The 22,145-nt window shown below is 58.8% G+C and carries 20 protein-coding genes and 1 other RNA gene; 16 read left to right on the plus strand and 5 right to left on the minus strand.

Going from position 1 to position 22,145, the window contains the following annotated elements:
- Positions 1-216: 216 nt before the first annotated feature.
- The 5 genes from yghU to VGC62_RS24290 form a co-directional block, all read right to left on the minus strand.
- Positions 217-1,056 carry a glutathione-dependent disulfide-bond oxidoreductase gene (gene yghU / locus VGC62_RS24270; protein WP_331189620.1) on the minus strand — a complete coding sequence of 280 codons (840 nt, stop codon included), beginning with the start codon at positions 1,054-1,056 and terminating at the stop codon, positions 217-219.
- Between the two features lie 161 nt (positions 1,057-1,217).
- Positions 1,218-1,796, minus strand: coding sequence for a BON domain-containing protein (locus VGC62_RS24275; protein WP_331189621.1), 579 nt, complete (start codon positions 1,794-1,796; stop codon positions 1,218-1,220).
- Positions 1,793-2,386 (minus strand): phosphoheptose isomerase, encoded by a 594-nt coding sequence (locus tag VGC62_RS24280; RefSeq protein ID WP_331189622.1) that lies wholly within the window; start codon positions 2,384-2,386, stop codon positions 1,793-1,795. Before VGC62_RS24280 ends, VGC62_RS24275 begins: the two co-directional genes overlap by 4 nt.
- Before the next feature lie 124 nt (positions 2,387-2,510).
- Positions 2,511-2,882: a YraN family protein gene (locus tag VGC62_RS24285; RefSeq protein ID WP_331189640.1), complete on the minus strand. Its 372-nt coding sequence runs from the start codon at positions 2,880-2,882 to the stop codon at positions 2,511-2,513.
- Complete coding sequence (locus VGC62_RS24290) at positions 2,882-4,696, minus strand: penicillin-binding protein activator (protein WP_331189623.1); 1,815 nt, start codon at positions 4,694-4,696, stop codon at positions 2,882-2,884. Before VGC62_RS24290 ends, VGC62_RS24285 begins: the two co-directional genes overlap by 1 nt.
- Before the next feature lie 233 nt (positions 4,697-4,929).
- Between VGC62_RS24290 and rsmI the strand changes: the two genes are divergently transcribed.
- The 16 genes from rsmI (at position 4,930) to ftsA (ending at position 22,105) form a co-directional block, all read left to right on the plus strand.
- Positions 4,930-5,835, plus strand: coding sequence for a 16S rRNA (cytidine(1402)-2'-O)-methyltransferase (gene rsmI, locus VGC62_RS24295; protein ID WP_331189624.1), 906 nt, complete (start codon positions 4,930-4,932; stop codon positions 5,833-5,835).
- 87 nt (positions 5,836-5,922) lie between these two features.
- Positions 5,923-6,280: RNase P RNA component class A (gene rnpB, locus VGC62_RS24300), an RNA gene on the plus strand.
- Between the two features lie 306 nt (positions 6,281-6,586).
- Positions 6,587-7,042 (plus strand): division/cell wall cluster transcriptional repressor MraZ, encoded by a 456-nt coding sequence (gene mraZ, locus VGC62_RS24305; RefSeq protein ID WP_108236909.1) that lies wholly within the window; start codon positions 6,587-6,589, stop codon positions 7,040-7,042.
- Between the two features lie 2 nt (positions 7,043-7,044).
- Positions 7,045-7,986 carry a 16S rRNA (cytosine(1402)-N(4))-methyltransferase RsmH gene (gene rsmH / locus VGC62_RS24310; protein ID WP_331189641.1) on the plus strand — a complete coding sequence of 314 codons (942 nt, stop codon included), beginning with the start codon at positions 7,045-7,047 and terminating at the stop codon, positions 7,984-7,986.
- The gene (gene ftsL / locus VGC62_RS24315) at positions 7,983-8,276 is read left to right on the plus strand and encodes a cell division protein FtsL (RefSeq protein WP_331189625.1); all 294 of its coding nucleotides are present in this window, start codon (positions 7,983-7,985) and stop codon (positions 8,274-8,276) included. Before rsmH ends, ftsL begins: the two co-directional genes overlap by 4 nt.
- Positions 8,273-10,018 carry a penicillin-binding protein 2 gene (locus VGC62_RS24320; protein WP_331189626.1) on the plus strand — a complete coding sequence of 582 codons (1,746 nt, stop codon included), beginning with the start codon at positions 8,273-8,275 and terminating at the stop codon, positions 10,016-10,018. The genes ftsL and VGC62_RS24320 overlap by 4 nt, the downstream gene beginning before the upstream one ends.
- Positions 10,018-11,481 (plus strand): UDP-N-acetylmuramoyl-L-alanyl-D-glutamate--2,6-diaminopimelate ligase, encoded by a 1,464-nt coding sequence (murE, locus tag VGC62_RS24325; RefSeq protein WP_331189627.1) that lies wholly within the window; start codon positions 10,018-10,020, stop codon positions 11,479-11,481. The genes VGC62_RS24320 and murE overlap by 1 nt, the downstream gene beginning before the upstream one ends.
- Positions 11,474-12,844, plus strand: coding sequence for a UDP-N-acetylmuramoyl-tripeptide--D-alanyl-D-alanine ligase (locus VGC62_RS24330; RefSeq protein WP_331189628.1), 1,371 nt, complete (start codon positions 11,474-11,476; stop codon positions 12,842-12,844). The genes murE and VGC62_RS24330 overlap by 8 nt, the downstream gene beginning before the upstream one ends.
- Positions 12,844-13,926 (plus strand): phospho-N-acetylmuramoyl-pentapeptide-transferase, encoded by a 1,083-nt coding sequence (mraY, locus tag VGC62_RS24335; RefSeq protein WP_331189629.1) that lies wholly within the window; start codon positions 12,844-12,846, stop codon positions 13,924-13,926. Before VGC62_RS24330 ends, mraY begins: the two co-directional genes overlap by 1 nt.
- Before the next feature lie 5 nt (positions 13,927-13,931).
- Positions 13,932-15,278 (plus strand): UDP-N-acetylmuramoyl-L-alanine--D-glutamate ligase, encoded by a 1,347-nt coding sequence (gene murD, locus VGC62_RS24340; RefSeq protein ID WP_331189630.1) that lies wholly within the window; start codon positions 13,932-13,934, stop codon positions 15,276-15,278.
- Positions 15,275-16,489: a putative lipid II flippase FtsW gene (gene ftsW, locus VGC62_RS24345; RefSeq protein WP_414705842.1), complete on the plus strand. Its 1,215-nt coding sequence runs from the start codon at positions 15,275-15,277 to the stop codon at positions 16,487-16,489. The genes murD and ftsW overlap by 4 nt, the downstream gene beginning before the upstream one ends.
- The gene (gene murG, locus VGC62_RS24350) at positions 16,479-17,549 is read left to right on the plus strand and encodes an undecaprenyldiphospho-muramoylpentapeptide beta-N-acetylglucosaminyltransferase (RefSeq protein ID WP_331189631.1); all 1,071 of its coding nucleotides are present in this window, start codon (positions 16,479-16,481) and stop codon (positions 17,547-17,549) included. The genes ftsW and murG overlap by 11 nt, the downstream gene beginning before the upstream one ends.
- Positions 17,542-19,002 carry a UDP-N-acetylmuramate--L-alanine ligase gene (murC, locus tag VGC62_RS24355; protein WP_331189632.1) on the plus strand — a complete coding sequence of 487 codons (1,461 nt, stop codon included), beginning with the start codon at positions 17,542-17,544 and terminating at the stop codon, positions 19,000-19,002. Before murG ends, murC begins: the two co-directional genes overlap by 8 nt.
- Positions 18,999-19,958, plus strand: a complete 960-nt coding sequence (locus tag VGC62_RS24360) for a D-alanine--D-alanine ligase (protein ID WP_331189633.1) — start codon at positions 18,999-19,001, stop codon at positions 19,956-19,958. Before murC ends, VGC62_RS24360 begins: the two co-directional genes overlap by 4 nt.
- 2 nt (positions 19,959-19,960) lie before the next feature.
- Complete coding sequence (locus tag VGC62_RS24365) at positions 19,961-20,830, plus strand: cell division protein FtsQ/DivIB (RefSeq protein ID WP_331189634.1); 870 nt, start codon at positions 19,961-19,963, stop codon at positions 20,828-20,830.
- 15 nt (positions 20,831-20,845) lie between these two features.
- Positions 20,846-22,105 carry a cell division protein FtsA gene (gene ftsA / locus VGC62_RS24370; RefSeq protein WP_331189635.1) on the plus strand — a complete coding sequence of 420 codons (1,260 nt, stop codon included), beginning with the start codon at positions 20,846-20,848 and terminating at the stop codon, positions 22,103-22,105.
- Positions 22,106-22,145 lie beyond the last annotated feature (40 nt).

Below are 22,145 nucleotides of genomic sequence, written 5' to 3' on the forward strand. Positions count from 1 at the left end.
ACAGGCGAAGAAGATGGTGGGTGAGTCGGTCTCGATCTACAACGGCGAGCGACCGCACCTGTCTTTGAAATACAAAACGCCCGATGCGGTGCATCGGGCGTTGGGATGAAACAGGTGTAAACCTATTTCAGGACTAGACACTTTTGGACCGGATGTTCGGTTCATTCTCGTTCAACGGATCGCGCTGCGTCTGGTGGGCAGCAACCAGTATGGTTTTCAGCCCAGATCTGCTGCCTGATGCCGCTCCGGCACTTGGCTCGCCTCATCACCCCAGATTCGGTTGACCCGTTGCCCACGGATGACCGCAGGTCGGTTGGCGATCTGCTCCGCCCAGCGCTGCACGTGGGTGTATTGCTGTGCGCCAAGGAACTGCGCAGCCGAGTACAGATTGCCCCGGACCAACTGCCCGTACCAGGGCCAGACTGCAATATCAGCAATGGTGTAACTGTCACCCGCCAAGTAGGGGCTCTCACCAAGGCGACGGTCGAGGACATCCAGTTGGCGCTTCGCTTCCATGGTGAAGCGATTGATCGGGTATTCGAGTTTCTCCGGCGCATAGGCGTAGAAGTGTCCGAAGCCGCCGCCCAGATAAGGTGCTGCGCCCATTTGCCAGAAAAGCCAATTTAGGGTTTCCGTGCGCCCAGCCAGATCGGTGGGTAGGAAGTGGCCGAACTTTTCCGCCAGGTAAAGCAGGATCGAGCCGGATTCGAACACTCGGATGGCCGGCTTTACGCTGTGGTCCATCAGGGCGGGGATCTTCGAGTTGGGGTTGACCTCGACAAACCCGCTTGAGAACTGATCGCCCTCTGTGATGCGGATGAGCCAAGCATCGTACTCAGCGTCGGTCTGCCCGAGCGCCAGCAGCTCCTCAAGCAAAATGGTGACCTTCACGCCATTGGGTGTGGCCAATGAATAGAGCTGCAAGGGGTGTTTGCCAACAGGTAACACCTTGTCATGGGTCGCTCCGGCAGTGGGCCGGTTGATACTGGCGAACTCTCCACCAGAAGGCGCCTCGTATTGCCAGACCTTTGGCGGAATATAGGATGCTTTACTCATTCGACGAACCTCTTATTGGTCGCTGCGATCACCTGGATTGCAGCGGGACAATGTTTGGGATCATGACGAAACTGCCCATCAGGACGGGCAGTTCAGGTATCGCTGACGTAGTCGCCGAGCCTGTTGGGCATTAACACTCGACGCGTTGTTACACGTCTGGCTCAGTCGATGTACTCAAACAGCTTTACGATCTTCTGCACGCCGCTGACACCTTGCACCAGGTTGGTGGCGCGGGCCGCCTCCTGCTGGGTGAGCAGACCGAGCATGTAGACGATGCCGTTCTCGGTCACGACCTTGATGCGCGAGCCGGGGATGGCGCTGTCGGTGAGCATCTCGGTCTTGATCTTGGTGGTCAGCCAGGCGTCGTTGTTACGCGCCAGCAGTGACGAGGGCTGAATCACTTGCAGCTCGTTGTTGACCTTTTTCACCTTCTGTACGGCGGCGGCGGTCTGTTCGGCCAATTGCTTGAGGTCGGCGCGTGGGGTTTGCCCGGCCAGTAGCACGATACCGTTGAAGCTGGTCACGACAATGTGCGAGTTGTCATCCAGATCGGGGCTTGCCTTGGCGATGTTGACCGCCACTTTGGTTTCGATCAGCGAGTCATCGATCTTGCTGCCAAAGGTACGCGTACCCCGATCATCATCAATCGGTTTTTCCCGGCTTGCGTTGATCACCGAGCTGCAGCCGCTGATGCCCAGGCACAGCGTCAGGGCCAATAGGCTAAGACGTTTAGAAATCATTCTTCACTCCCGAACAGTTGGCTGTCGATCAAGTCGCAAAGGCAGTGGATCGCCAGCAGGTGGACTTCCTGGATGCGTGCGGTGACTTTGGCTGGGACGCGGATTTCCACGTCTTCAGGCAACAACAGTGACGCCATGTCGCCGCCGTCGCGCCCGGTCAGGGCGACGACGATCATTTCCCGATCATGTGCAGCCTGGATGGCCTGAACAATGTTGGCGGAATTGCCGCTGGTGGAAATCGCCAGCAACACGTCGCCGGGCTGGCCCAGCGCGCGAATCTGTTTGGAGAACACCTCGTTATAGCTGTAATCGTTGGCGATCGAGGTAATCGTCGAGGTGTCAGTCGTCAGAGCGATGGCCGGTAGGCTCGGGCGTTCGCGTTCAAAGCGATTGAGCAGCTCGGACGAAAAGTGTTGAGCGTCGCCAGCCGAGCCGCCATTTCCGCAGGAAAGCATTTTGCCTTCGTTGAGCAAGGCGTTGACCATCACTTGGCTGGCCTGTTCGATGTGCGGTGCAAGAACGTCCATCGCCTGTTGCTTGGTGTCGATGCTGGCCTGGAAAAGCTGGCGAATTCGGGATTGCATGTCCATCTATGTAAACCTTAATAAGGGCGGCTGGCCCAAGTTGTGCGGCCCGCAAGGCAAAGAGCAAATTTGATTCTGGTTATTTCTTTCAAGCGTATCGACAGGCTGTGCATTGGAGTTGAGACATAGATCATGTATCAAACGCATTCTTCAGCCAGTTCAATGGAGGTTCCGAGCCGGGATCACCGTTGATCGCGACGACATCGAATCTGCAGGAAGAGTTGGCCCATTGCGATTCTTTTTGCAGGAACGACTGGGCGGCCAGTGTGAGCTTTTCCTGCTTGCGGTAATCAACGCTTTCCAATGCTCCACCCCATCCGGCATGGCGACGATAGCGAACTTCGACGAATACTACTGTATCGCCGTCGAGCATGACCAGATCGAGCTCGCCGCGACGGCATGACCAGTTTTGCGTAATCAGGGTTAAGCCGTGCTGTTGCAGGTGTTGCAGGGCGTAGGCTTCAGCCTGCCGCCCGGCCTGTTGCTGTGTACCGCTTTGCATCAAGGTGCTGTGTCCGGTAGGCGCTGGATCTTGCCGTCGACGAATTCGGCCCAAGGCAATTGGCGCTCGATGCGTTGAGTCGGGCCAATGGCCAGACTGCCAGACAAACCGTCGATACGGCTCTCAGGCAGGGTTTTCAATTGGCTCAGGCGAGGCGCCAGGCGATACGCGTCGATGCCCATTGCATACAGGCGTCCCAGGCTGCCACCGGCCTGTGGCCACTGCGCTGTAACTTGTTGGCGCAACGGGTCGGTTGCATTCAACAACCAAGGGGTTTCGCAAAAACGCACGCCATTGAGGTCGTTGTATTGCGCTTGGTCGCCGCTGTTGGTGAACAGGTGCGAAGTCGCGTACACCGGAACGTCGCCCGCATACTGGAAGACCATAGTGGGTTTGATCTGCTGAGCCTGTTGAGGCGTTGCGGCGAGGAACATGAAGTCGACATCCTGACGGCGTGTCGGCTGTGCAGCAACATTAGCGCCGGTGGTGCTTTGCAGGCGTTGAGCGCGACCTTCGCTGTTGCGCAACTGGAACAGTTCTGCGATCTGCTGAGCGAGGGCGACCGGTTGATCGACGCGCTCTACACCCAGCAAGGTGCCGCCCTTGGCTTGCCAGCTTTGGCGGAAGGCATCCAGCACACGGTCGCCCCATTCGCCTTTCGGCACCATGGCTACTGCGCTGCGCTTGCCGTCAGCCCAGGCGCGTCGTGCGACTTCGCGGGCTTCGTCTTCAGCGGCAAGGCCGAACTGGAACAACTGCGGTGGGCCTTCGACGTTGCTATCGCTGTAGTTCAGCGCCAGCGTAGTGATGGGCAGTTGCTCACGGCTGCTGAGCTGTTTGACCAAGGGTTTTTCCAGCGGACCCACCACCAATTGCACGCCGGCGGCTTTGGCTTGTTGATAGAACGCGTCCATGGAGGTCACGCGCGAGCTGTCGAACACTTCGATCGCTGGTGGTTTTTGACCGGCTTGTTGGGCCTGGTAATGCGCGGCCATGAAGCCGTCACGCAATGCGCGGGCAACCGAAGCCAGCGCGCCATCTTGCGGCAGCAGCAGAGCGATTTTGGTCAGTGGTTCGCTTTTCAGCTCACGCAGTTGCGCCAATGTGGTCGGTAATTGAAGTGCTGCAGGGTGCTGTGGGTTTTGTGCTTTCCAGGTGTCGATGGCGGCCTGTTGTTGTTCCAGTGTTCCTGCGCCTTTGACAGCCCGGGCCAGACTCAACCAACCGCCCATGACATCAGGGGTGGCGCTTTGCAGTTGTTCTGGCGGCAGCGCAGCGATCAATGCCCAGATAGCATCGTTGTTGGCGCTCGCATCGGCACCTTTAAGCAGCGGCGACATATAGACGCGTTCGCTGGCGGCGGCAAAGGCTTGGCTATCAGCTTCCAGCGCTTTGGCGCGAACGGTATGCGTGCGAATCTGCAAGTCGACCGGCATCTCATCCAGGTGCTGCATGCTCGGGTGATTAAGTGCTGTCAGCGCAGCTTTCGGCTGGCTGCGGCCCAGGGCAAGTTCAGCGGACAGTGTGTTGGCGTAGATTTGTTGGCCCGGCTTGAGCTGGTCCATCTGCACCTGTTCAAGAATACTGGCGGCACGGCCTGGATCATTTTGCCGATTGGCCTGGTCGGCTGCGGTCAATCTGAGCAGTGCGGCTTTGTCGGGGGACTTGGCGGCAGCGGCTTGTTCGAGCAGTTGCTCGATGCTGGCGTCCGGGGTGCGTGGAAGTTCACCAAGGCTGGAGGAGGGCGAGCTGGCGCAAGCCGCCAACAAGGCAGCCAGGCAGAGGGCAGAGAACAGCCGCAGGCAAGCGATCATGTGTATGTTCCTGATACTCGAGCAAATTAGCGGGGAATTGTACCCAAGCACTGGCCGGGGCGCGACGTTGGTGGCGTTAAAGCGCTGATATTGATCATGTCGGGGCCCAATATCGTCACATGCCTCGGGTTGTAGCCACCGGGTTGTACCGTATTGAGGGTTTGAATCAATGCGTCCGTTCATTTCACTCTCCCTGTACCTGTCACCCGCTTGAAGCGCTCTTACGCTGTACAATGCGGGCTTTTACTGAACATGAGGTGTGCGCTTTGACTGCTCCGGGTGCTTTGAATTCCACTGCCGGGTCGCTTTATGTAGTAGCGACGCCGATTGGCAACCTGGACGACATGAGTGTGCGCGCGTTGAAAGTGCTGCGTGAGGTGGCGTTGATCGCCGCCGAAGATACCCGGCACTCATTAAGGTTGATGCAACATTTTGGCATCGCGACACCTTTGGCTGCGTGCCATGAGCATAATGAGCGCGAAGAAGGTAGCCGTTTCATCACAAGGTTGCTGGCCGGCGACAGCATCGCGCTGATTTCTGATGCGGGTACGCCATTGATTTCCGATCCTGGTTATCACCTGGTGCGTCAGGCCCGCGCCGCTGGAATTCAAGTCGTCCCGGTACCTGGCGCTTGTGCGTTGATCGCAGCGTTGTCGGCTGCGGGTCTGCCGTCCGACCGCTTTATCTTCGAGGGCTTTCTGCCGGCCAAGGCGGTGGGGCGCAGAGCTCGGCTCGAACTGCTCAAAGAAGAGCCCCGTACGCTGATTTTTTACGAAGCGCCTCATCGCATCCTTGAATGCCTGCAGGATCTCGAACAGGTTTTCGGTGCTGAGCGCCCGGCCGTATTAGGGCGTGAACTGACTAAAACGTTCGAAACGCTCAAAGGCCTGCCATTGGCTGAACTGCGGGCTTTTGTAGAGGGTGACAGCAATCAGCAGCGGGGCGAATGCGTTGTCTTGGTGGCGGGCTGGACCGAACCTGAAGGCAGTGATGTGATTGGCACCGAGGCACGCCGAGTGCTGGATTTGTTGCTGGAGGAAATGCCCCTCAAACGCGCCGCCGCATTGGCTGCAGAGATCACAGGTGTGCGCAAGAATTTGCTTTATCAAGTGGCGCTGGATAAGCAAAAGGATGAGTAACGCGCGGCACTCGGCTCGACACTTAAAAGGGCGACGGGGCGATTAAAGCTTGTTCTTGGGGTTGCGTGCCTTTAACCTTGGCGGCGGAGAGTCGATTGGACAGTCGCTGCCTTCTGTTGTTCCGCAACAGGGGGGGGAGGAAAGTCCGGGCTCCATAGGGCGGAGTGCCAGGTAACGCCTGGGGGGCGTGAGCCTACGGAAAGTGCCACAGAAAATAACCGCCTAAGCATTTCGGTGCCGGTAAGGGTGAAAAGGTGCGGTAAGAGCGCACCGCACGTCTGGCAACAGTTCGTGGCTAGGTAAACCCCACTCGGAGCAAGACCAAATAGGGTTCCAAGGCGTGGCCCGCGCTGGAACCGGGTAGGTTGCTAAAGATGTCCAGTGATGGCCATCGTAGAGGAATGACTGTCCTCGACAGAACCCGGCTTACAGATCGACTCTCCACCTTTTCCCTCCTCGCTTTTTGTATCGCAGAACTCCCTTCGTAATACCAAAAAGATCTTAAGCTTCATAAATTACTTTAAGTTCGGCCCTCAAGTTTTTGAGGCTGCTCGGATTTGTCTGTCAGAACTATCCGAAATTTCTTAAGCCGCCTGCGTCACCCCACCTAAATCTCCGTTCTGTAAGGATTTTCCTTAGGACCGCTCCTTGACGGTGTGGCGGCCGCATTCCTATAGTGTGCATAAGTGGCAGAAAGTGGCGTGAAGTGGGTTTTTTGAACGCAAAAAGCTAATATTTGGAGAATGCGCCTGTGTTTCGTGGTGCCAACGCAATCAATCTCGATGCAAAGGGCCGTCTCGCTATGCCGAGTCGGTACCGTGACGAGTTGGATTCGCGTAGCGCCGGCCAGTTAATTGTGACAATCGACACCGTTGACCCATGCCTTTGCATCTATCCGCTTCCTGAATGGGAACTGATCGAAGCGAAATTGCGTGAGCTTGCGACATTCCGTGAGGAAAACCGTCGTTTGCAACGTTTGTTGATTGGCAATGCAGTGGATCTGGAACTCGATGGCAGTGGGCGTTTTCTGGTGCCGCCACGTTTGCGCGATTACGCCAAGTTGGACAAGCGCGTGATGTTGGTTGGCCAGCTCAATAAGTTTCAATTGTGGGACGAGGACGCCTGGAACGCGCTTGCTGATGCGGACCTTGCGGCCATTCAAAAACCGGGCGCGATGCCTGATGAACTGCGTGATTTGATCTTGTGACTATGAATAGCGGCTTTACCCACATCACCGTACTGCTCGAAGAAGCCGTCGAGGCTCTCGCGGTGCGCGCTGATGGCTGCTATCTGGATGGCACATTTGGGCGTGGTGGGCACAGTCGACTGATCCTGCAAAACCTCGGGCCGGATGGCCGGCTTCTCGGATTCGATAAAGATCCTCAAGCGATTGCCACAGGGCAAGCGCTGGCGGCCGAAGATGGCCGCTTTGTCATTGTGCAGCGCAGCTTTGCCGAATTGGGCGAAGAGGCTCAAAACCAAGGGTTGGCGGGCAAGGTCAGCGGTATTCTGTTGGACTTGGGCGTTTCTTCACCGCAATTGGACGACCCTGAGCGCGGCTTCAGTTTCATGAACGATGGCCCGCTGGACATGCGCATGGACCCCTCCCGTGGGGTCAGTGCTGCCGAGTTTGTCAACACCGCGCCAGCAGAAGAAATTGCCCGCGTGTTCAAAGAGTACGGTGAGGAGCGTTTCGCCCGTCGTATGGCAGGCGCAGTCGTCGCCCGGCGTGAAACCCAACCGTTCGAGCGTACTGGCGATCTCGCCGAAGTCCTCAAGGTCGCCAATCCCGCCTGGGAAAAAGGCAAGAACCCGGCAACCCGCGCGTTTCAAGGGTTGCGTATCCACGTCAACAACGAACTGGGTGATCTTGAAGCGGGCCTTGAGGCCGCGCTGGCAGCCTTGGAAGTGGGCGGCCGCCTGGTCGTGATCAGTTTCCATTCCCTGGAAGACCGCATCGTCAAACAGTTCATGCGCAAACTGGTCAAAGGCGAGGCAGACAACATGCCGCGCAATTTGCCCATTCGCCATCAAGCATTCGAGCCGAAGTTCAAACTGATCGGCAAAGCACAATTCGCCTCAGACGCCGAAACCAAGGCCAATCCTCGTTCTCGCAGCGCCGTCATGCGTGTTGCGGAGAAGCTGCGATGAGCCGCGTTTTCCTCAAGCCTTTGCCGGGCGGCAGCTTTTTCATGCTGCTGCTGTTTATTGCTGTGCTGATTTCGGCAATCGGCGTTTCCTACAGTGCGCACTGGAACCGTCAGTTGCTCAACTCGCTGTACAACGAACTCAGCGTGCGCGACAAAGCGCAAGCCGAGTGGGGACGTCTGATTCTTGAGCAGAGCACCTGGACCGCCCACAGCCGCATCGAAGCCTTGGCCACCGAACAACTGAAGATGCGCATTCCTGACGCCGCCAACATTCGAATGGTGTCGCCATGATGAAACTTGACGGGGCACTTTACCCTTGGCGGTTTCGCGTGGTGGTCGGGCTACTGACCGTCATGGTGCTTGCAATTTGCTATCGCATCATCGACCTGCAAGTCATCGATCACCGGTTTCTGATCGAGCAAGGCGATGCCCGCAGCTTGCGTACTATTTCGATTCCTGCGCACCGTGGTTTGGTCACTGATCGCAATGGCGAACCATTGGCGGTCAGTACGCCTGTCGCCACAATTTGGGCGAACCCGACGGAAATGCAGGTGGACAAGAGCAAGTGGGGGCTGTTGGCTGCCGCTCTTGGTCAAGATCCGAAAGCATTGACCGAACGCCTCGATCAACAAGCCAGCAAAGAATTCATCTATCTGGTCCGGGGGCTGACGCCGGAGCAGGGGCAAGCCGTTGTCGACCTGAAAGTTCCTGGTGTCTATGCCAAGGAGGAGTTCCGGCGTTTCTATCCGGCTGGCGATGTCACCGCTCACATGGTCGGGTTCACCGACCTCGATGACCACGGGCGCGAAGGCGTCGAACTGGCCTACGACGATTGGCTTGCCGGGGTGCCCGGCAAACGGCAAGTGATCAAGGATCGTCGAGGCAGGGTGATCAAAGATCTCCAGGTCACTAAAAACGCCAAGGCCGGAAAGACCTTGGCTTTGTCTATTGATCTGCGCCTGCAATATTTGGCCACTCGCGAGCTGCGTAACGCGATTCAGGAAAACGACGCCAAGGCCGGTAGCCTAGTGATCATGGACGTGAAGACCGGCGAAGTCCTGGCGATGGTCAATCAGCCGACCTACAACCCGAACAACCGTCGCACCATGGTGCCAGCGGCAATGCGTAACCGCGCGATCATCGACGTGTTCGAGCCAGGCTCGACGATGAAGCCGATCTCGATGACAGCGGCGCTGGACAGCGGTCGCTGGAAACCCAGCGACAAGGTCGAGGTGTATCCGGGCACGTTGCAGATTGGTAAATACACCATCCGCGACGTGACCAAAACCGAAGGCCCGATTCTCGATTTGACTGGTATTTTGATCAACTCCAGTAACGTCGGCATGAGCAAAGTGGCGTTCGACGTTGGCGGCGAAGCGATTTTCCGTGCCATGCAGCGCGTCGGCCTAGGGCAGTACACCGGCCTTGGTTTTCCAGGGGAGCGCGTTGGCAACCTGCCGAACTACCGCGAATGGCGTAAGGCTGAAACAGCCACGCTGTCCTACGGCTATGGTTTGTCGGTAACGGCTTTGCAGCTGGTTCACGCCTATTCCGCGCTGGCCAATAACGGCAAGCTGGTTCCGCTGACGATCCTGAAAACCGACACCCCCTCGACATCGACTCAAGCCATCCCGGAAGCGACCGCAAAAACCCTGCAGGGCATGTTGCAGCAAGTCATTGAAGACCCGCGCGGTGTTTATCGTGCGCGGGTCCCGTCCTATCACGTTGCAGGCAAGAGCGGCACGGCGCGTAAGACGTCGGTGGGCACCAAGGGCTATGCCGAGAACTCCTACCGCTCCCTGTTTGCAGGCTTCGGCCCGATGAGCAACCCGCGCTATGCGGTGGTGGTGGTAATCGACGAGCCAAGCAAGGGCGGTTACTTCGGCGGTTTGGTGTCCGCGCCGGTGTTCAGCAAAGTCATGTCCGGCACGCTGCGGTTGATGAACGTGCGCCCTGACAACCTTGCCCCCATTCCGCCAGAGCAGGCCAGTGCCACACCCGTTGCCGTTCCAGTCAAGGGAGGGCGTGGCTGATGTCCTTTAACTTGAGCAAGATTTTCGCCTACAGCGGCCGCGATCTACTGATTCGGGAATTGACGCTGGACAGCCGCAAAGTCCGGCCGGGCGATTTGTTCCTGGCTATTGCCGGCCTTAAAGTCGATGGCCGCGACCATATTGCCGACGCCATTGCGCAGGGTGCTGCTGCCGTAGCCTACGAAGCCGAAGGCGCGAAAGTATTACCGATCACCGATGTGCCGCTGATTCCGGTCAAGGGATTGGCTGCGCAGTTGTCCGATATTGCTGGGCGCTTCTACGGCGACCCGACGCGCAGCCTGAATCTGGTGGGCGTCACCGGCACCAATGGCAAAACCAGCGTGACACAGCTGATCGCGCAAGCGCTCGATCAATTGGGCCAGCACTGCGGCATTATTGGCACGCTGGGCAACGGTTTCTACGGGGCGTTAAAAAGCGGAATCCACACTACGCCGGATCCTATTTCCGTGCAGGCGACGCTGACTGATCTGAGAAAGGCCGGCGCCAAGGCGATTGCCATGGAGGTTTCTTCCCATGGTCTGGATCAGGGCCGTGTGACCGCGTTGGCGTTTGATGTCGCGGTGTTCACTAACTTGTCCCGCGATCACCTCGATTACCATGGCACCATGCAAGCATACGGCGCGGCCAAGGCCAAGCTGTTCGCCTGGAATGACCTGCGCTGCCGAGTGATCAATCTGGATGACGACTTTGGTCGTGAACTGGCCGCACACAATCAGCCATCGCGGCTGATTACCTACAGCCAAGAAGATTCCAGCGCCTACCTGTATTGCCGCGAGGCGCATTTCGATGACAACGGCGTACTCGCCACGTTGGTCACGCCGCAGGGTGAGCATGTCCTGCGCAGCAGCTTGCTGGGCCGCTTCAATCTGAGCAACGTACTGGCGGCAATCGGCGCGCTGATGGGGCTGGATTACCCGCTGGACGAAATTCTCAACGTGCTGCCAAACCTTGAAGGCCCAATTGGCCGGATGCAGCGTTTGGGAGGGGGCGATCGTCCGCTGGTGGTGGTCGATTACGCTCACACGCCGGACGCCCTGGAGAAAGTGCTCTCGGCACTGCGTCCACACGCCCAAGGCCAATTGCTCTGCCTGTTCGGCTGCGGGGGTGATCGTGATCGTGGCAAGCGGCCATTGATGGCCGAAGTTGTCGAGCGCCTGGCGGACAAAGTGTTGGTCACTGACGACAACCCAAGAACTGAAAACCCGACGCGCATCTTCGACGATATCCGTGCAGGTTTTGTAGCTGCCGATAACGTCACCTTCGTGGCCGGTCGCGGCACGGCCATCGCGCAATTGATCGCTAATGCCGATGCGCGCGATGTCATCGTGCTTGCCGGTAAGGGTCACGAGGATTACCAAGAGATCAATGGCAAGCGCCATCCGTTCTCCGATCTGGAAGAAGCGGCCAAGGCCCTGAATACATGGGAGGCCGCGCATGCTTAAGCCTATGTTGTTCAGCGAACTGGTCGGTCCACTGAATGCGCGCATCGTCGGTGAAGACACCGCGTTTGATGCCGTGAGCATTGATAGCCGTGGCGTCGATGCTGGCGACTTGTTCGTCGCGCTCACAGGTCCGCGTTTCGACGGCCACGATTATCTGGATCAGGTCGCGGACAAAGGTGCTGTGGGTGCGTTGGTCGAGCGCGAGATCAAAGGCTCACATTTACCGCAACTGGTGGTGGCCGATACCCGCCAGGCACTCGCGCAACTGGGCGCGCTGAACCGCAATGCGTTCATCGACAAACCGGTGGCGGCCATTACTGGCTCCAGCGGCAAAACCACTGTCAAGGAGATGCTCGCGAGCATCCTGCACACACGTGGACCGGTGTTGGCCACGCGCGGCAACCTCAATAATGAGCTGGGCGTGCCGCTGACACTGTTGTCGTTGACGTCGGAATATGACGCCGCCGTGATAGAGCTGGGCGCCTCGCGCATCGGTGAAATCGCCTTCACCGTCAGCCTGACCAAGCCTCACGTCTGCGTGATTACCAATGCCGGGACCGCCCATGTTGGCGAGTTCGGCGGTCCGGAAAAAATTGTCCAGGCCAAGGGCGAGATTATCGACGGCTTGGATGCGTTCGGCACTGCGGTGCTCAATCTTGACGACAAGGCATTCGACATCTGGCGTACACGCGCAGGTGATCGCAAGGTGCTGAGTTTTTCCATGAAGAACCCAGCCGCTGACCTGTACGCCAGCGATCTGGGGATTGACGCTCGCGGTTGCCCCGCATTCACGCTCAATGGGCCGATGGGTTCTGCGTCGGTCCAACTGAATTTGCTTGGCGCACACAATGTTACCAATGCAATGGCCGCCGCTGCTGCTGCCCACGCGTTGGGCGTGTCGCTGCAAGGCATCGTTACCGGTTTGAGCAACGTGCAGCCGGTAAAAGGCCGCACTGTGGCGCAGTTGGCGACCAACGGTTTGCGCGTCATCGATGACACCTACAATGCAAACCCGACATCGGTTGCCGCCGCAGTAGACATTCTCACCAGCTTTACCGGGCGCAAAGTGCTGGTACTGGGCGATATCGGCGAACTGGGCGACTGGGCGGAGCAGGGCCATCGTGAGGTCGGCGAATATGCCGCCGGTAAAGTCGATGCCTTGTATGCCGTTGGTCCATTGATGGCCCATGCAACGAAGGCTTTCGGGCAGGATGCCCGCCATTTTGCCACTCAGGCAGACCTGATCGCAGCACTTGGTGCCGAGCAGGACAAGAACACCACTATTTTGATCAAAGGTTCACGCAGTGCCGCGATGGAAAACGTCGTGGCTGCTTTGTGTGCAACCATGCTGGAGAAACACTAATGCTGCTGTTGCTGGCCGAGTATCTGCAACAATTCTACAAGGGCTTCGCGGTCTTCCAGTACCTGACTCTGCGCGGGATTCTCGGCGTGCTCACTGCATTGTCGCTGTCACTGTGCCTGGGGCCGTGGATGATCCGTGCCTTGCAGAACAAGCAAATCGGTCAATCCGTTCGTAACGATGGTCCGCAATCGCACCTGTCCAAATCTGGTACGCCGACCATGGGCGGCGCGCTGATTTTGTCTGCCATCACCATCAGTACCCTGTTGTGGGCTGACCTTTCCAACCGCTATGTATGGGTGGTAATGGTCGTGACCCTGCTGTTCGGCGGTATCGGCTGGGTCGATGACTACCGCAAGGTGATCGAGAAAAACTCCAAGGGGCTGCCAAGTCGCTGGAAGTATTTCTGGCAATCGGTGTTTGGTCTCGGCGCCGCAATCTTCCTTTATATGACGGCACAGAACCCTGTCGAGACCACGCTGCTGATTCCGATGTTCAAGGACTTCAGCATCGCGTTGGGCGTGGGCTTTGTGGTCCTGACCTATTTCGTCATCGTCGGCTCCAGCAACGCAGTCAACCTGACCGATGGCCTCGACGGCCTGGCGATTCTGCCGACGGTGATGGTGGGCGGGGCGCTGGGCATCTTCTGTTACCTGTCTGGTAACGTGAAATTCGCTGAATACCTGCTGATCCCTTACGTACCGGGCGCTGGCGAGTTGATCGTGTTCTGTGGGGCGCTGATCGGTGCAGGCCTGGGCTTTCTCTGGTTCAACACCTATCCGGCGCAAGTCTTCATGGGAGACGTCGGTGCGCTGGCGCTGGGCGCGGCCTTGGGCACTATCGCTGTGGTTGTGCGTCAGGAGATCGTGCTGTTCATCATGGGCGGGGTGTTCGTGATGGAAACCCTGTCAGTCGTCATTCAGGTTGCATCGTTTAAGTTGACCGGCCGCCGCGTTTTTCGCATGGCGCCGATCCACCACCATTTTGAACTCAAGGGCTGGCCCGAGCCGCGTGTGATCGTCCGTTTCTGGATCATCACCGTGATTCTCGTGCTGATCGGCCTTGCCACGCTGAAACTGAGGTAGAACGAGTGTCATTGATCGCTTCTGACCACTTCCGCATCGTTGTCGGCCTCGGCAAGAGCGGCATGTCCCTGGTTCGCTTCCTGGCGAACCGGGGCGTGTCGTTTGCTGTGGCCGATACGCGGGAGAATCCGCCGGAACTGGCGACTTTGCGTCGTGACTATCCGCAGGTGGAAGTGCGTTGTGGCGAGCTGGACGTCGAATTCCTCTGCCGCGCCGACGAACTGTACGTCAGCCCCGGTCTCGCCTTGGCGACGCCAGCGCTGCAACAGGCTGCAATGCGTGGGGTCAAGCTGTCCGGTGATATCGAGCTGTTCGCGCGCAACGCGAAAGCGCCAATCGTCGCAATCAGCGGTTCCAACGCAAAAAGCACCGTTACCACATTGGTTGGCGAGATGGCCCTGGCCGCAGGCAAGCGTGTGGCGGTCGGCGGCAACCTGGGTACGCCGGCGCTGGACTTACTCAGCGACGACGTCGAGCTGTACGTCATGGAGCTGTCGAGCTTTCAGCTGGAAACCACCGATCAACTCGGCGCTGAAGTGGCCACGGTGTTGAACATCAGTGAAGACCACATGGACCGTTATAGCGGTCTGCCGGCCTATCACTTGGCCAAGCACCGGATCTTCCGTGGCGCCCGGCAGGTGGTGGTCAATCGGCAGGACGCGCTTTCCCGACCATTGATCGGCGAAGGTGTGCCTGTGTGGACCTTCGGTCTGAACCCACCAGACATGAACGGCTTCGGTCTGCGAGAAGAAAACGGCGAGAAATACCTGGCGTTCCAGTTCGACAACCTGATGCCGGTTCGCGAGCTGAAAATCCGTGGCGCGCATAACCAATCCAATGCGCTGGCCGCGCTGGCCCTTGGGCACGCCGTCGGTTTGCCATTTGACGCCATGCTGTCGAGCCTGCGCACGTTCGCCGGGCTGGTCCATCGCTGTCAGTGGCTGCGTGAACGCGAAGGCGTGAATTATTACGACGACTCCAAAGCCACCAACGTGGGCGCCGCACTGGCTGCCGTCGAAGGGCTGGGGGCGGACATCGCTGGCAAGCTGGTGCTGATCGCCGGTGGCGACGGCAAGGGCGCCGATTTCAACGCCTTGAAAGCGCCGGTTGCAGCGCATTGCCGCGTTGTCATCCTGCTCGGTCGCGACGCTGAACTGTTGGCCACGACCTTTGGCGATTGCGTGCCATTGATACGCGTTAAAACGTTGGAAGAAGCTGTGCAACGTGCTGCCCAATGGGCTCAGTCGGGGGACGCCGTGTTGCTGTCGCCCGCCTGCGCAAGCCTGGATATGTTCAAGAATTTCGAAGAGCGCGGTCGCGTCTTCGCCCAGGCCGTGAGGGACTTGTCATGATATTTGGGGTGATCAAGCCTTATCCGTCGCCAATCATCAGCGGTCGTGGCATCGATGTGGACTTCCCGATGCTCGCCGGTTGCCTGGCGCTGCTGGGCCTTGGCCTGGTGATGATCACGTCTGCCTCGTCGGAAGTGGCCGCCGCACAGTCTGGCAATACGCTGGCCATGATGACCCGCCACTTGGTCTATCTGGTCCTGGGCCTGGGGGCCTGTGGCGTGACGATGATGATTCCGGTTTCCACCTGGCAACGACTGGGCTGGCTGATGCTGATCGGCGCATTTGGCTTGTTGGTGCTGGTGCTGGTGCCGGGGGTGGGGCGAGAGGTCAACGGCTCTATGCGCTGGATCGGTTTCGGCATGTTCAACGTGCAGCCGTCGGAAATCGCCAAGGTCTTTGTGGTGATCTTCCTTGCCGGCTACCTGATTCGACGTCAGCAGGAAGTCCGCGAAAGCTGGATGGGTTTCTTCAAGCCGTTCATCGTGTTGCTGCCCATGGCCGGGCTGTTGCTAATGGAACCTGACTTCGGCGCCACCGTCGTGATGATGGGCGCTGCCGCTGCGATGCTGTTCCTGGGCGGCGTAGGTTTGTTCCGTTTCACCCTGATGGTGGCGCTGGCAGTTGGCGCGGTGTTCGTGCTGGTGCAAGCGCAGCCTTATCGGATGGCGCGTTTGATCACCTTCACCGACCCATGGTCCGATCAATTTGGCTCCGGCTACCAATTGACCCAGGCGCTGATTGCCTTCGGTCGTGGCGAATGGCTGGGCGTCGGTCTGGGTAACAGCGTACAGAAACAGTTCTACCTGCCGGAAGCGCACACCGACTTCGTGTTCTCGGTCCTGGCAGAGGAGCTGGGTGTCGTCGGCTCGCTGGCCACCGTGGCGCTGTTTGTGTTCGTTAGTATCCGGGCGATGTACATCGGCATGTGGGCCGAGCGCGCTAAGCAGTTTTTTGCTGCTTACACCGCTTATGGCCTGGCATTCCTGTGGATTGGTCAGTTCTTGATCAATATTGGGGTGAACGTTGGTTTGCTGCCAACCAAAGGCCTGACCTTACCGTTCCTTAGCTACGGCGGCAGTTCGCTGATCATTTGCTGCGCGAGCCTGGGTCTGTTGCTGCGTATCGAATGGGAGTCGCGCAACAACATGGGCAGTGAAGAAGCCGAGTTCAACGAAAGCGACTTCGCCGAGGAGTCCCCCCATGGCCGATAACGTACTGATCATGGCGGGCGGAACGGGCGGGCATGTGTTCCCTGCGTTGGCGTGTGCGCGTGAGTTTCAGGCGCGCGGTTATGCCGTGCATTGGCTCGGCACGCCGCGCGGCATCGAAAACGAATTGGTCCCGGCGGCGGGCTTTAAGCTGCACCTGATCAATGTGACGGGTTTGCGCGGCAAGGGTCGTCTGTCGCTGCTCAAGGCGCCATTCATGTTGCTCAAGGCATTAATGCAGGCGCGCAAGATCGTGCGTGAATTGAAGCCGGTGTGCGTGGTCGGTTTCGGCGGTTATGTCACAGGCCCGGGCGGTCTGGCGGCAAAACTTGCGGGCGTGCCGTTGATCATTCACGAGCAGAACGCCGTCGCGGGTACGGCTAACCGCAGCCTGGCGTCGTTCGCCAGCCGCGTGTGTGAAGCCTTCCCTCAGACCTTCGCCGCATCGGCCAAGCGCCGTACTACGGGTAATCCGGTACGCGCCGAATTGTTTTTCGAAACCCCGCGTCAGGCGTTGGCCGGACGCAAGCCGCGCTTGTTGGTGCTGGGCGGAAGCCTGGGCGCCGAACCGCTGAATAAATTATTGCCGGAGGCGCTTGCGCTGGTGCCTGCGGCAATACGGCCTGAAGTGTTTCATCAGGCGGGCAAAAATCACGATGAGATCACCACCGAGCGCTATCGCGTGGCCGGTGTCGAGGCGCAAGTGGCGCCCTTCATCAAAGATATGGCCCAAGCCTACGGCTGGGCGGATCTGGTGGTGTGTCGCGCAGGTGCCCTGACCATCAGTGAACTGGCAGCCGCTGGTCTGCCGTCGTTGCTGGTGCCGTTGCCCCATGCCATTGACGATCACCAGTCCCGAAACGCCGAATATCTGGCTGGCGAAGGCGCTGCCTTCATCATGCCGCAAGCGACAACTGGCGCCGCCGAAATGGCCGCTCGCCTGAAAGAGGTTTTGATGCAACCCGAACAACTCAAACGCATGGCCGCTACGGCTCGCCAATTGGCCAAGCCAGATGCCACCAACACCGTCGTCGATGTCTGCCTGGAGGTGGCCCATGGTTGAGAGTCAGCGCGCTATACCTCAGCCAGAAATGCGCCGTATCCGTCGCATCCACTTCGTCGGTATCGGCGGCGTGGGCATGTGCGGGATTGCCGAGGTGCTGCTGAACCTGGGCTATGAAGTATCGGGTTCCGACTTGAAAGCTTCGCCTGTGACCGAACGTCTCGAATCGTTTGGCGCGAAGATCTTCATCGGTCACCGCGCCGAAAACGCAGCGACGGCCGACGTGCTGGTGGTGTCCAGTGCGGTCAATACCGCCAATCCGGAAGTGGCGACCGCTCTGGAACGCCGCATTCCGGTGGTCCCGCGCGCTGAAATGCTGGCTGAGCTGATGCGCTATCGCCATGGCATCGCAGTGGCCGGTACTCACGGTAAAACCACCACCACCAGCCTGATAGCCTCGGTATTCGCCGCCGGTGGCCTGGACCCGACGTTCGTCATCGGTGGCCGTCTCAACGCTGCCGGTACAAACGCTCAGCTCGGCACCAGTCGTTACCTGATCGCCGAGGCCGACGAAAGCGATGCCAGCTTCCTGCACCTGCAGCCTCTGGTCGCGGTCGTCACCAACATTGACGCCGATCACATGGCGACTTACGAAGGCGACTTCAACAAACTGAAGAAAACCTTCGTCGAGTTCCTCCACAACCTGCCGTTCTACGGTCTGGCCGTGGTGTGCATCGACGATCCGGTGGTGCGCGACATCCTGCCTTTGGTCAAGCGTCCGACCCTGACCTACGGTTTTGACGAAGCCGCCGATGTGCGCGCGATCAACGTACGCCAGGACGGCATGCACACGCACTTCACCGTGCTGCGGCGCGACCGCGAGCCGCTGGATGTGTCGGTGAACATGCCGGGTAACCACAACGTCCTCAACTCGTTGGCGACCATCGCGATTGCGACCGACGAAGGCATTGCTGACGAAGCCATCGTTCAGGGGCTGTCTGGTTTCCAGGGCGTGGGACGACGTTTCCAGGTGTATGGCGAGCTGCCTGTGGAAGGCGGCAACGTGATGCTGGTTGACGACTACGGCCATCATCCACGCGAAGTCGCTGCTGTGATCAATGCTGTACGCGGTGGCTGGCCGGATCGCCGCCTGGTCATGGTTTATCAACCGCATCGCTACAGCCGCACCCGTGATCTCTACGACGATTTCGTACAGGTCCTGAGCGACGCCAATGTCTTGCTGTTGATGGAAGTTTATCCAGCGGGCGAAGAGCCGATTCCAGGCGCCGACAGCCGTCAGCTTGCCCACAGCATTCGGCAGCGCGGCCAGTTGGACCCTATCTACATCGAACGCGGGGTCGAGCTGGCGCCGTTGGTCAAGCCGTTGCTGCGTGCTGGCGATATCTTGTTGTGCCAGGGCGCCGGCGATATCGGCGGTCTTGCGCCGCAATTGCTGAAAAGCCCACTGTTCGCTGGCGCCATAGTTGCCCCTAACGAAGGGAAGCTGAAATGACAGCCGCCTTGCAATCCTCCCTGCTCTCGACATTCGCACCGACGCACTTCGGTCGTGTTGCCGTGCTGTTTGGCGGCAAGAGCGCGGAGCGAGCGGTGTCCCTGAAGTCCGGTCAGGCGGTGCTCGACGCATTGCTGAGTGCTGGCGTGGACGCGTTCGGGATTGATGTGGGCGACGATTTCCTGCAACAGCTGGTCAGCGAAAAAATTGATCGTGCGTTCATCGTCCTCCACGGCCGCGGCGGCGAAGACGGCACTATGCAAGGCTTGCTGGAGTGCCTGGAAATCCCCTACACCGGCAGCGGCGTGCTGGCATCGGCGCTGGCAATGGACAAGCTGCGGACCAAGCAGGTCTGGCAGAGCCTTGGCCTGCCGACACCGCGTCATGCGCTGTTGAGCAGCGAGCAAAATTGTATTTCGGCCGCGACGGAACTGGGTTTTCCTTTGATCGTCAAACCGGCTCATGAAGGTTCCAGTATTGGTATGGCCAAGGTGAACAGCGTCGATGAGCTGATCACCGCCTGGAGCGCCGCCAGTACCTACGATTCGCAAGTGTTGGTCGAACAATGGATTGAAGGTCCGGAGTTCACCGTCGCCTCTTTGCGTGGTCAGGTGTTGCCGCCCATCGGGTTGGGTACGCCCCACAGCTTTTACGATTACGACGCCAAGTACCTGGCCTCCGACACTCAGTATCGGATTCCTTGCGGGCTGGGCGAAACAAAGGAACAAGAGCTCAAGGCACTGACCGCGCGGGCATGCGAAGCCATTGGTATCGCCGGTTGGGCGCGTACCGATGTCATGCAGGACGCCGATGGCAAGTTTTGGCTGCTGGAGGTCAATACCGTCCCCGGCATGACCGATCACAGCCTGGTGCCCATGGCCGCACGTGCCGCGGGTCTTGATTTCAAACAGTTGGTGTTGGCGATCCTGGCCGACAGTGTCCAGGCGCGAGGTTGATCATGAACGGCGCGACGCTACGTCATCAGCAATCCGCCCCCGGCCGCAAGCCGGTGCCACGCGGTGCAAGCCGAATGGTCGCCAAGGAGCCGTTGTCGCTACGTCTGCCCAAGGCCAACTTCGGCTTTCTGAAGGCTTTTTTCTGGCCTGTGCTGCTGGTGGTGCTGGGCTTTGGTACGTATGAAGCTGCACAGCGTCTTTTGCCGTACGCCGACCGTCCTATTTCACGGATCAACGTGCAGGGCGATCTGAGCTACATCAGCCAACAGGCCGTGCAGCAACGCATCGCACCGTACGTCGCGACCAGTTTTTTCACCATTGATCTGGCGGGGATGCGCACCGAGCTTGAACAGATGCCATGGATCGCCCACGCCGAAGTGCGTCGCGTCTGGCCTGATCAAGTGGTGATCCGCCTTGAAGAGCAACTGCCTGTGGCGCGCTGGGGCGACGAGGCGTTATTGAATAACCAGGGCCAGGCATTCACTCCGCGTGAGCTGGCCAACTACGAACACCTTCCGCAGTTGTTCGGGCCTCAACGGGCTCAACAGCAGGTGATGCAGCAATACCAGAACCTGAGTCAGATGTTGCGCCCGCTGGGCTTCTCCATCGCTCGTCTGGAATTGCGTGAGCGGGGCAGCTGGTTTTTGACCACAGGAGCAGGCGCTTCAGGTCCGGGTATCGAGTTGTTGCTCGGCCGTGATCACCTGGTCGAAAAAATGCGCCGCTTTATCGTCATTTACGACAAAACGCTTAAAGAGCAGATCACGAACATTGCGCGAGTCGACCTGCGTTACAACAACGGCCTTGCCGTCGGTTGGCGTGAGCAGGCTACAGCGCCAACGACGGACAAACCCGCCGTCGCGAAGAATTGATAAGAGGCAGGACCCATGGCAAACGTGCAAAGCGGCAAAATGATCGTCGGATTGGATATTGGCACCTCCAAGGTGGTGGCGCTGGTAGGCGAAGTCGCGGCTGATGGCACGCTCGAAATCGTCGGTATCGGCACTCATCCGTCACGCGGCCTGAAGAAGGGCGTGGTGGTGAATATCGAATCGACCGTGCAGTCGATTCAGCGCGCCGTCGAAGAAGCGCAGCTGATGGCCGGTTGCCGCATTCACTCGGCATTCGTCGGTGTGGCCGGTAATCACATTCGCAGCCTGAACTCTCATGGCATCGTCGCGATCCGCGACCGTGAAGTCAGCTCGGCCGACCTTGAGCGCGTACTCGACGCTGCCCAGGCCGTGGCGATTCCAGCCGATCAGCGCGTGCTGCATACGCTGCCGCAGGATTACGTGATCGACAACCAGGAAGGCGTTCGTGAGCCGTTGGGTATGTCCGGCGTTCGTCTGGAAGCCAAGGTACACGTGGTGACTTGCGCAGTGAACGCCGCGCAGAACATCGAGAAGTGCGTGCGTCGTTGTGGTCTGGAAGTCGACGACATCATTCTTGAGCAACTGGCCTCGGCATACGCGGTCTTGACCGACGACGAGAAAGAACTGGGCGTTTGTCTGGTGGATATCGGCGGCGGCACCACGGATATCGCGATCTTCACCGAAGGTGCGATTCGCCATACGGCAGTGATCCCGATTGCTGGCGATCAGGTCACCAACGATATCGCCATGGCCCTGCGTACGCCGACGCAGTACGCCGAAGAAATCAAGATCCGTTACGCCTGTGCGTTGGCCAAGTTGGCCGGCGCTGGCGAGACCATCAAAGTGCCAAGCGTGGGCGATCGTCCACCGCGTGAACTGTCGCGTCAGGCGCTGGCCGAAGTGGTCGAGCCGCGTTACGACGAGCTGTTCACCTTGATCCAGGCGGAACTGCGTCGCAGCGGTTATGAAGACTTGATCCCGGCTGGCATCGTGCTGACCGGTGGTACCTCGAAAATGGAAGGCGCGGTCGAGTTGGCCGAGGAAATCTTCCACATGCCGGTACGCCTTGGCGTTCCGCATAGCGTTAAAGGGCTCGCGGACGTGGTTCGCAACCCGATCTACTCCACCGGTGTCGGCCTGTTGCTGTACGGACTGCAAAAGCAGTCTGACGGCATCTCGCTGTCCGGCCTGTCCGGCTCCGGTAGCAGTTATAGCGATGAACCTAAAACACCAGTGTTTGAGCGTCTCAAACGCTGGGTGCAGGGGAATTTCTAAGTTTCAAAAGTGGTAGGCAGGCAACAGGCGTAAAAAACTA

The organism is Pseudomonas sp. (assembly GCF_036404235.1).
GTDB lineage: Bacteria > Pseudomonadota > Gammaproteobacteria > Pseudomonadales > Pseudomonadaceae > Aquipseudomonas.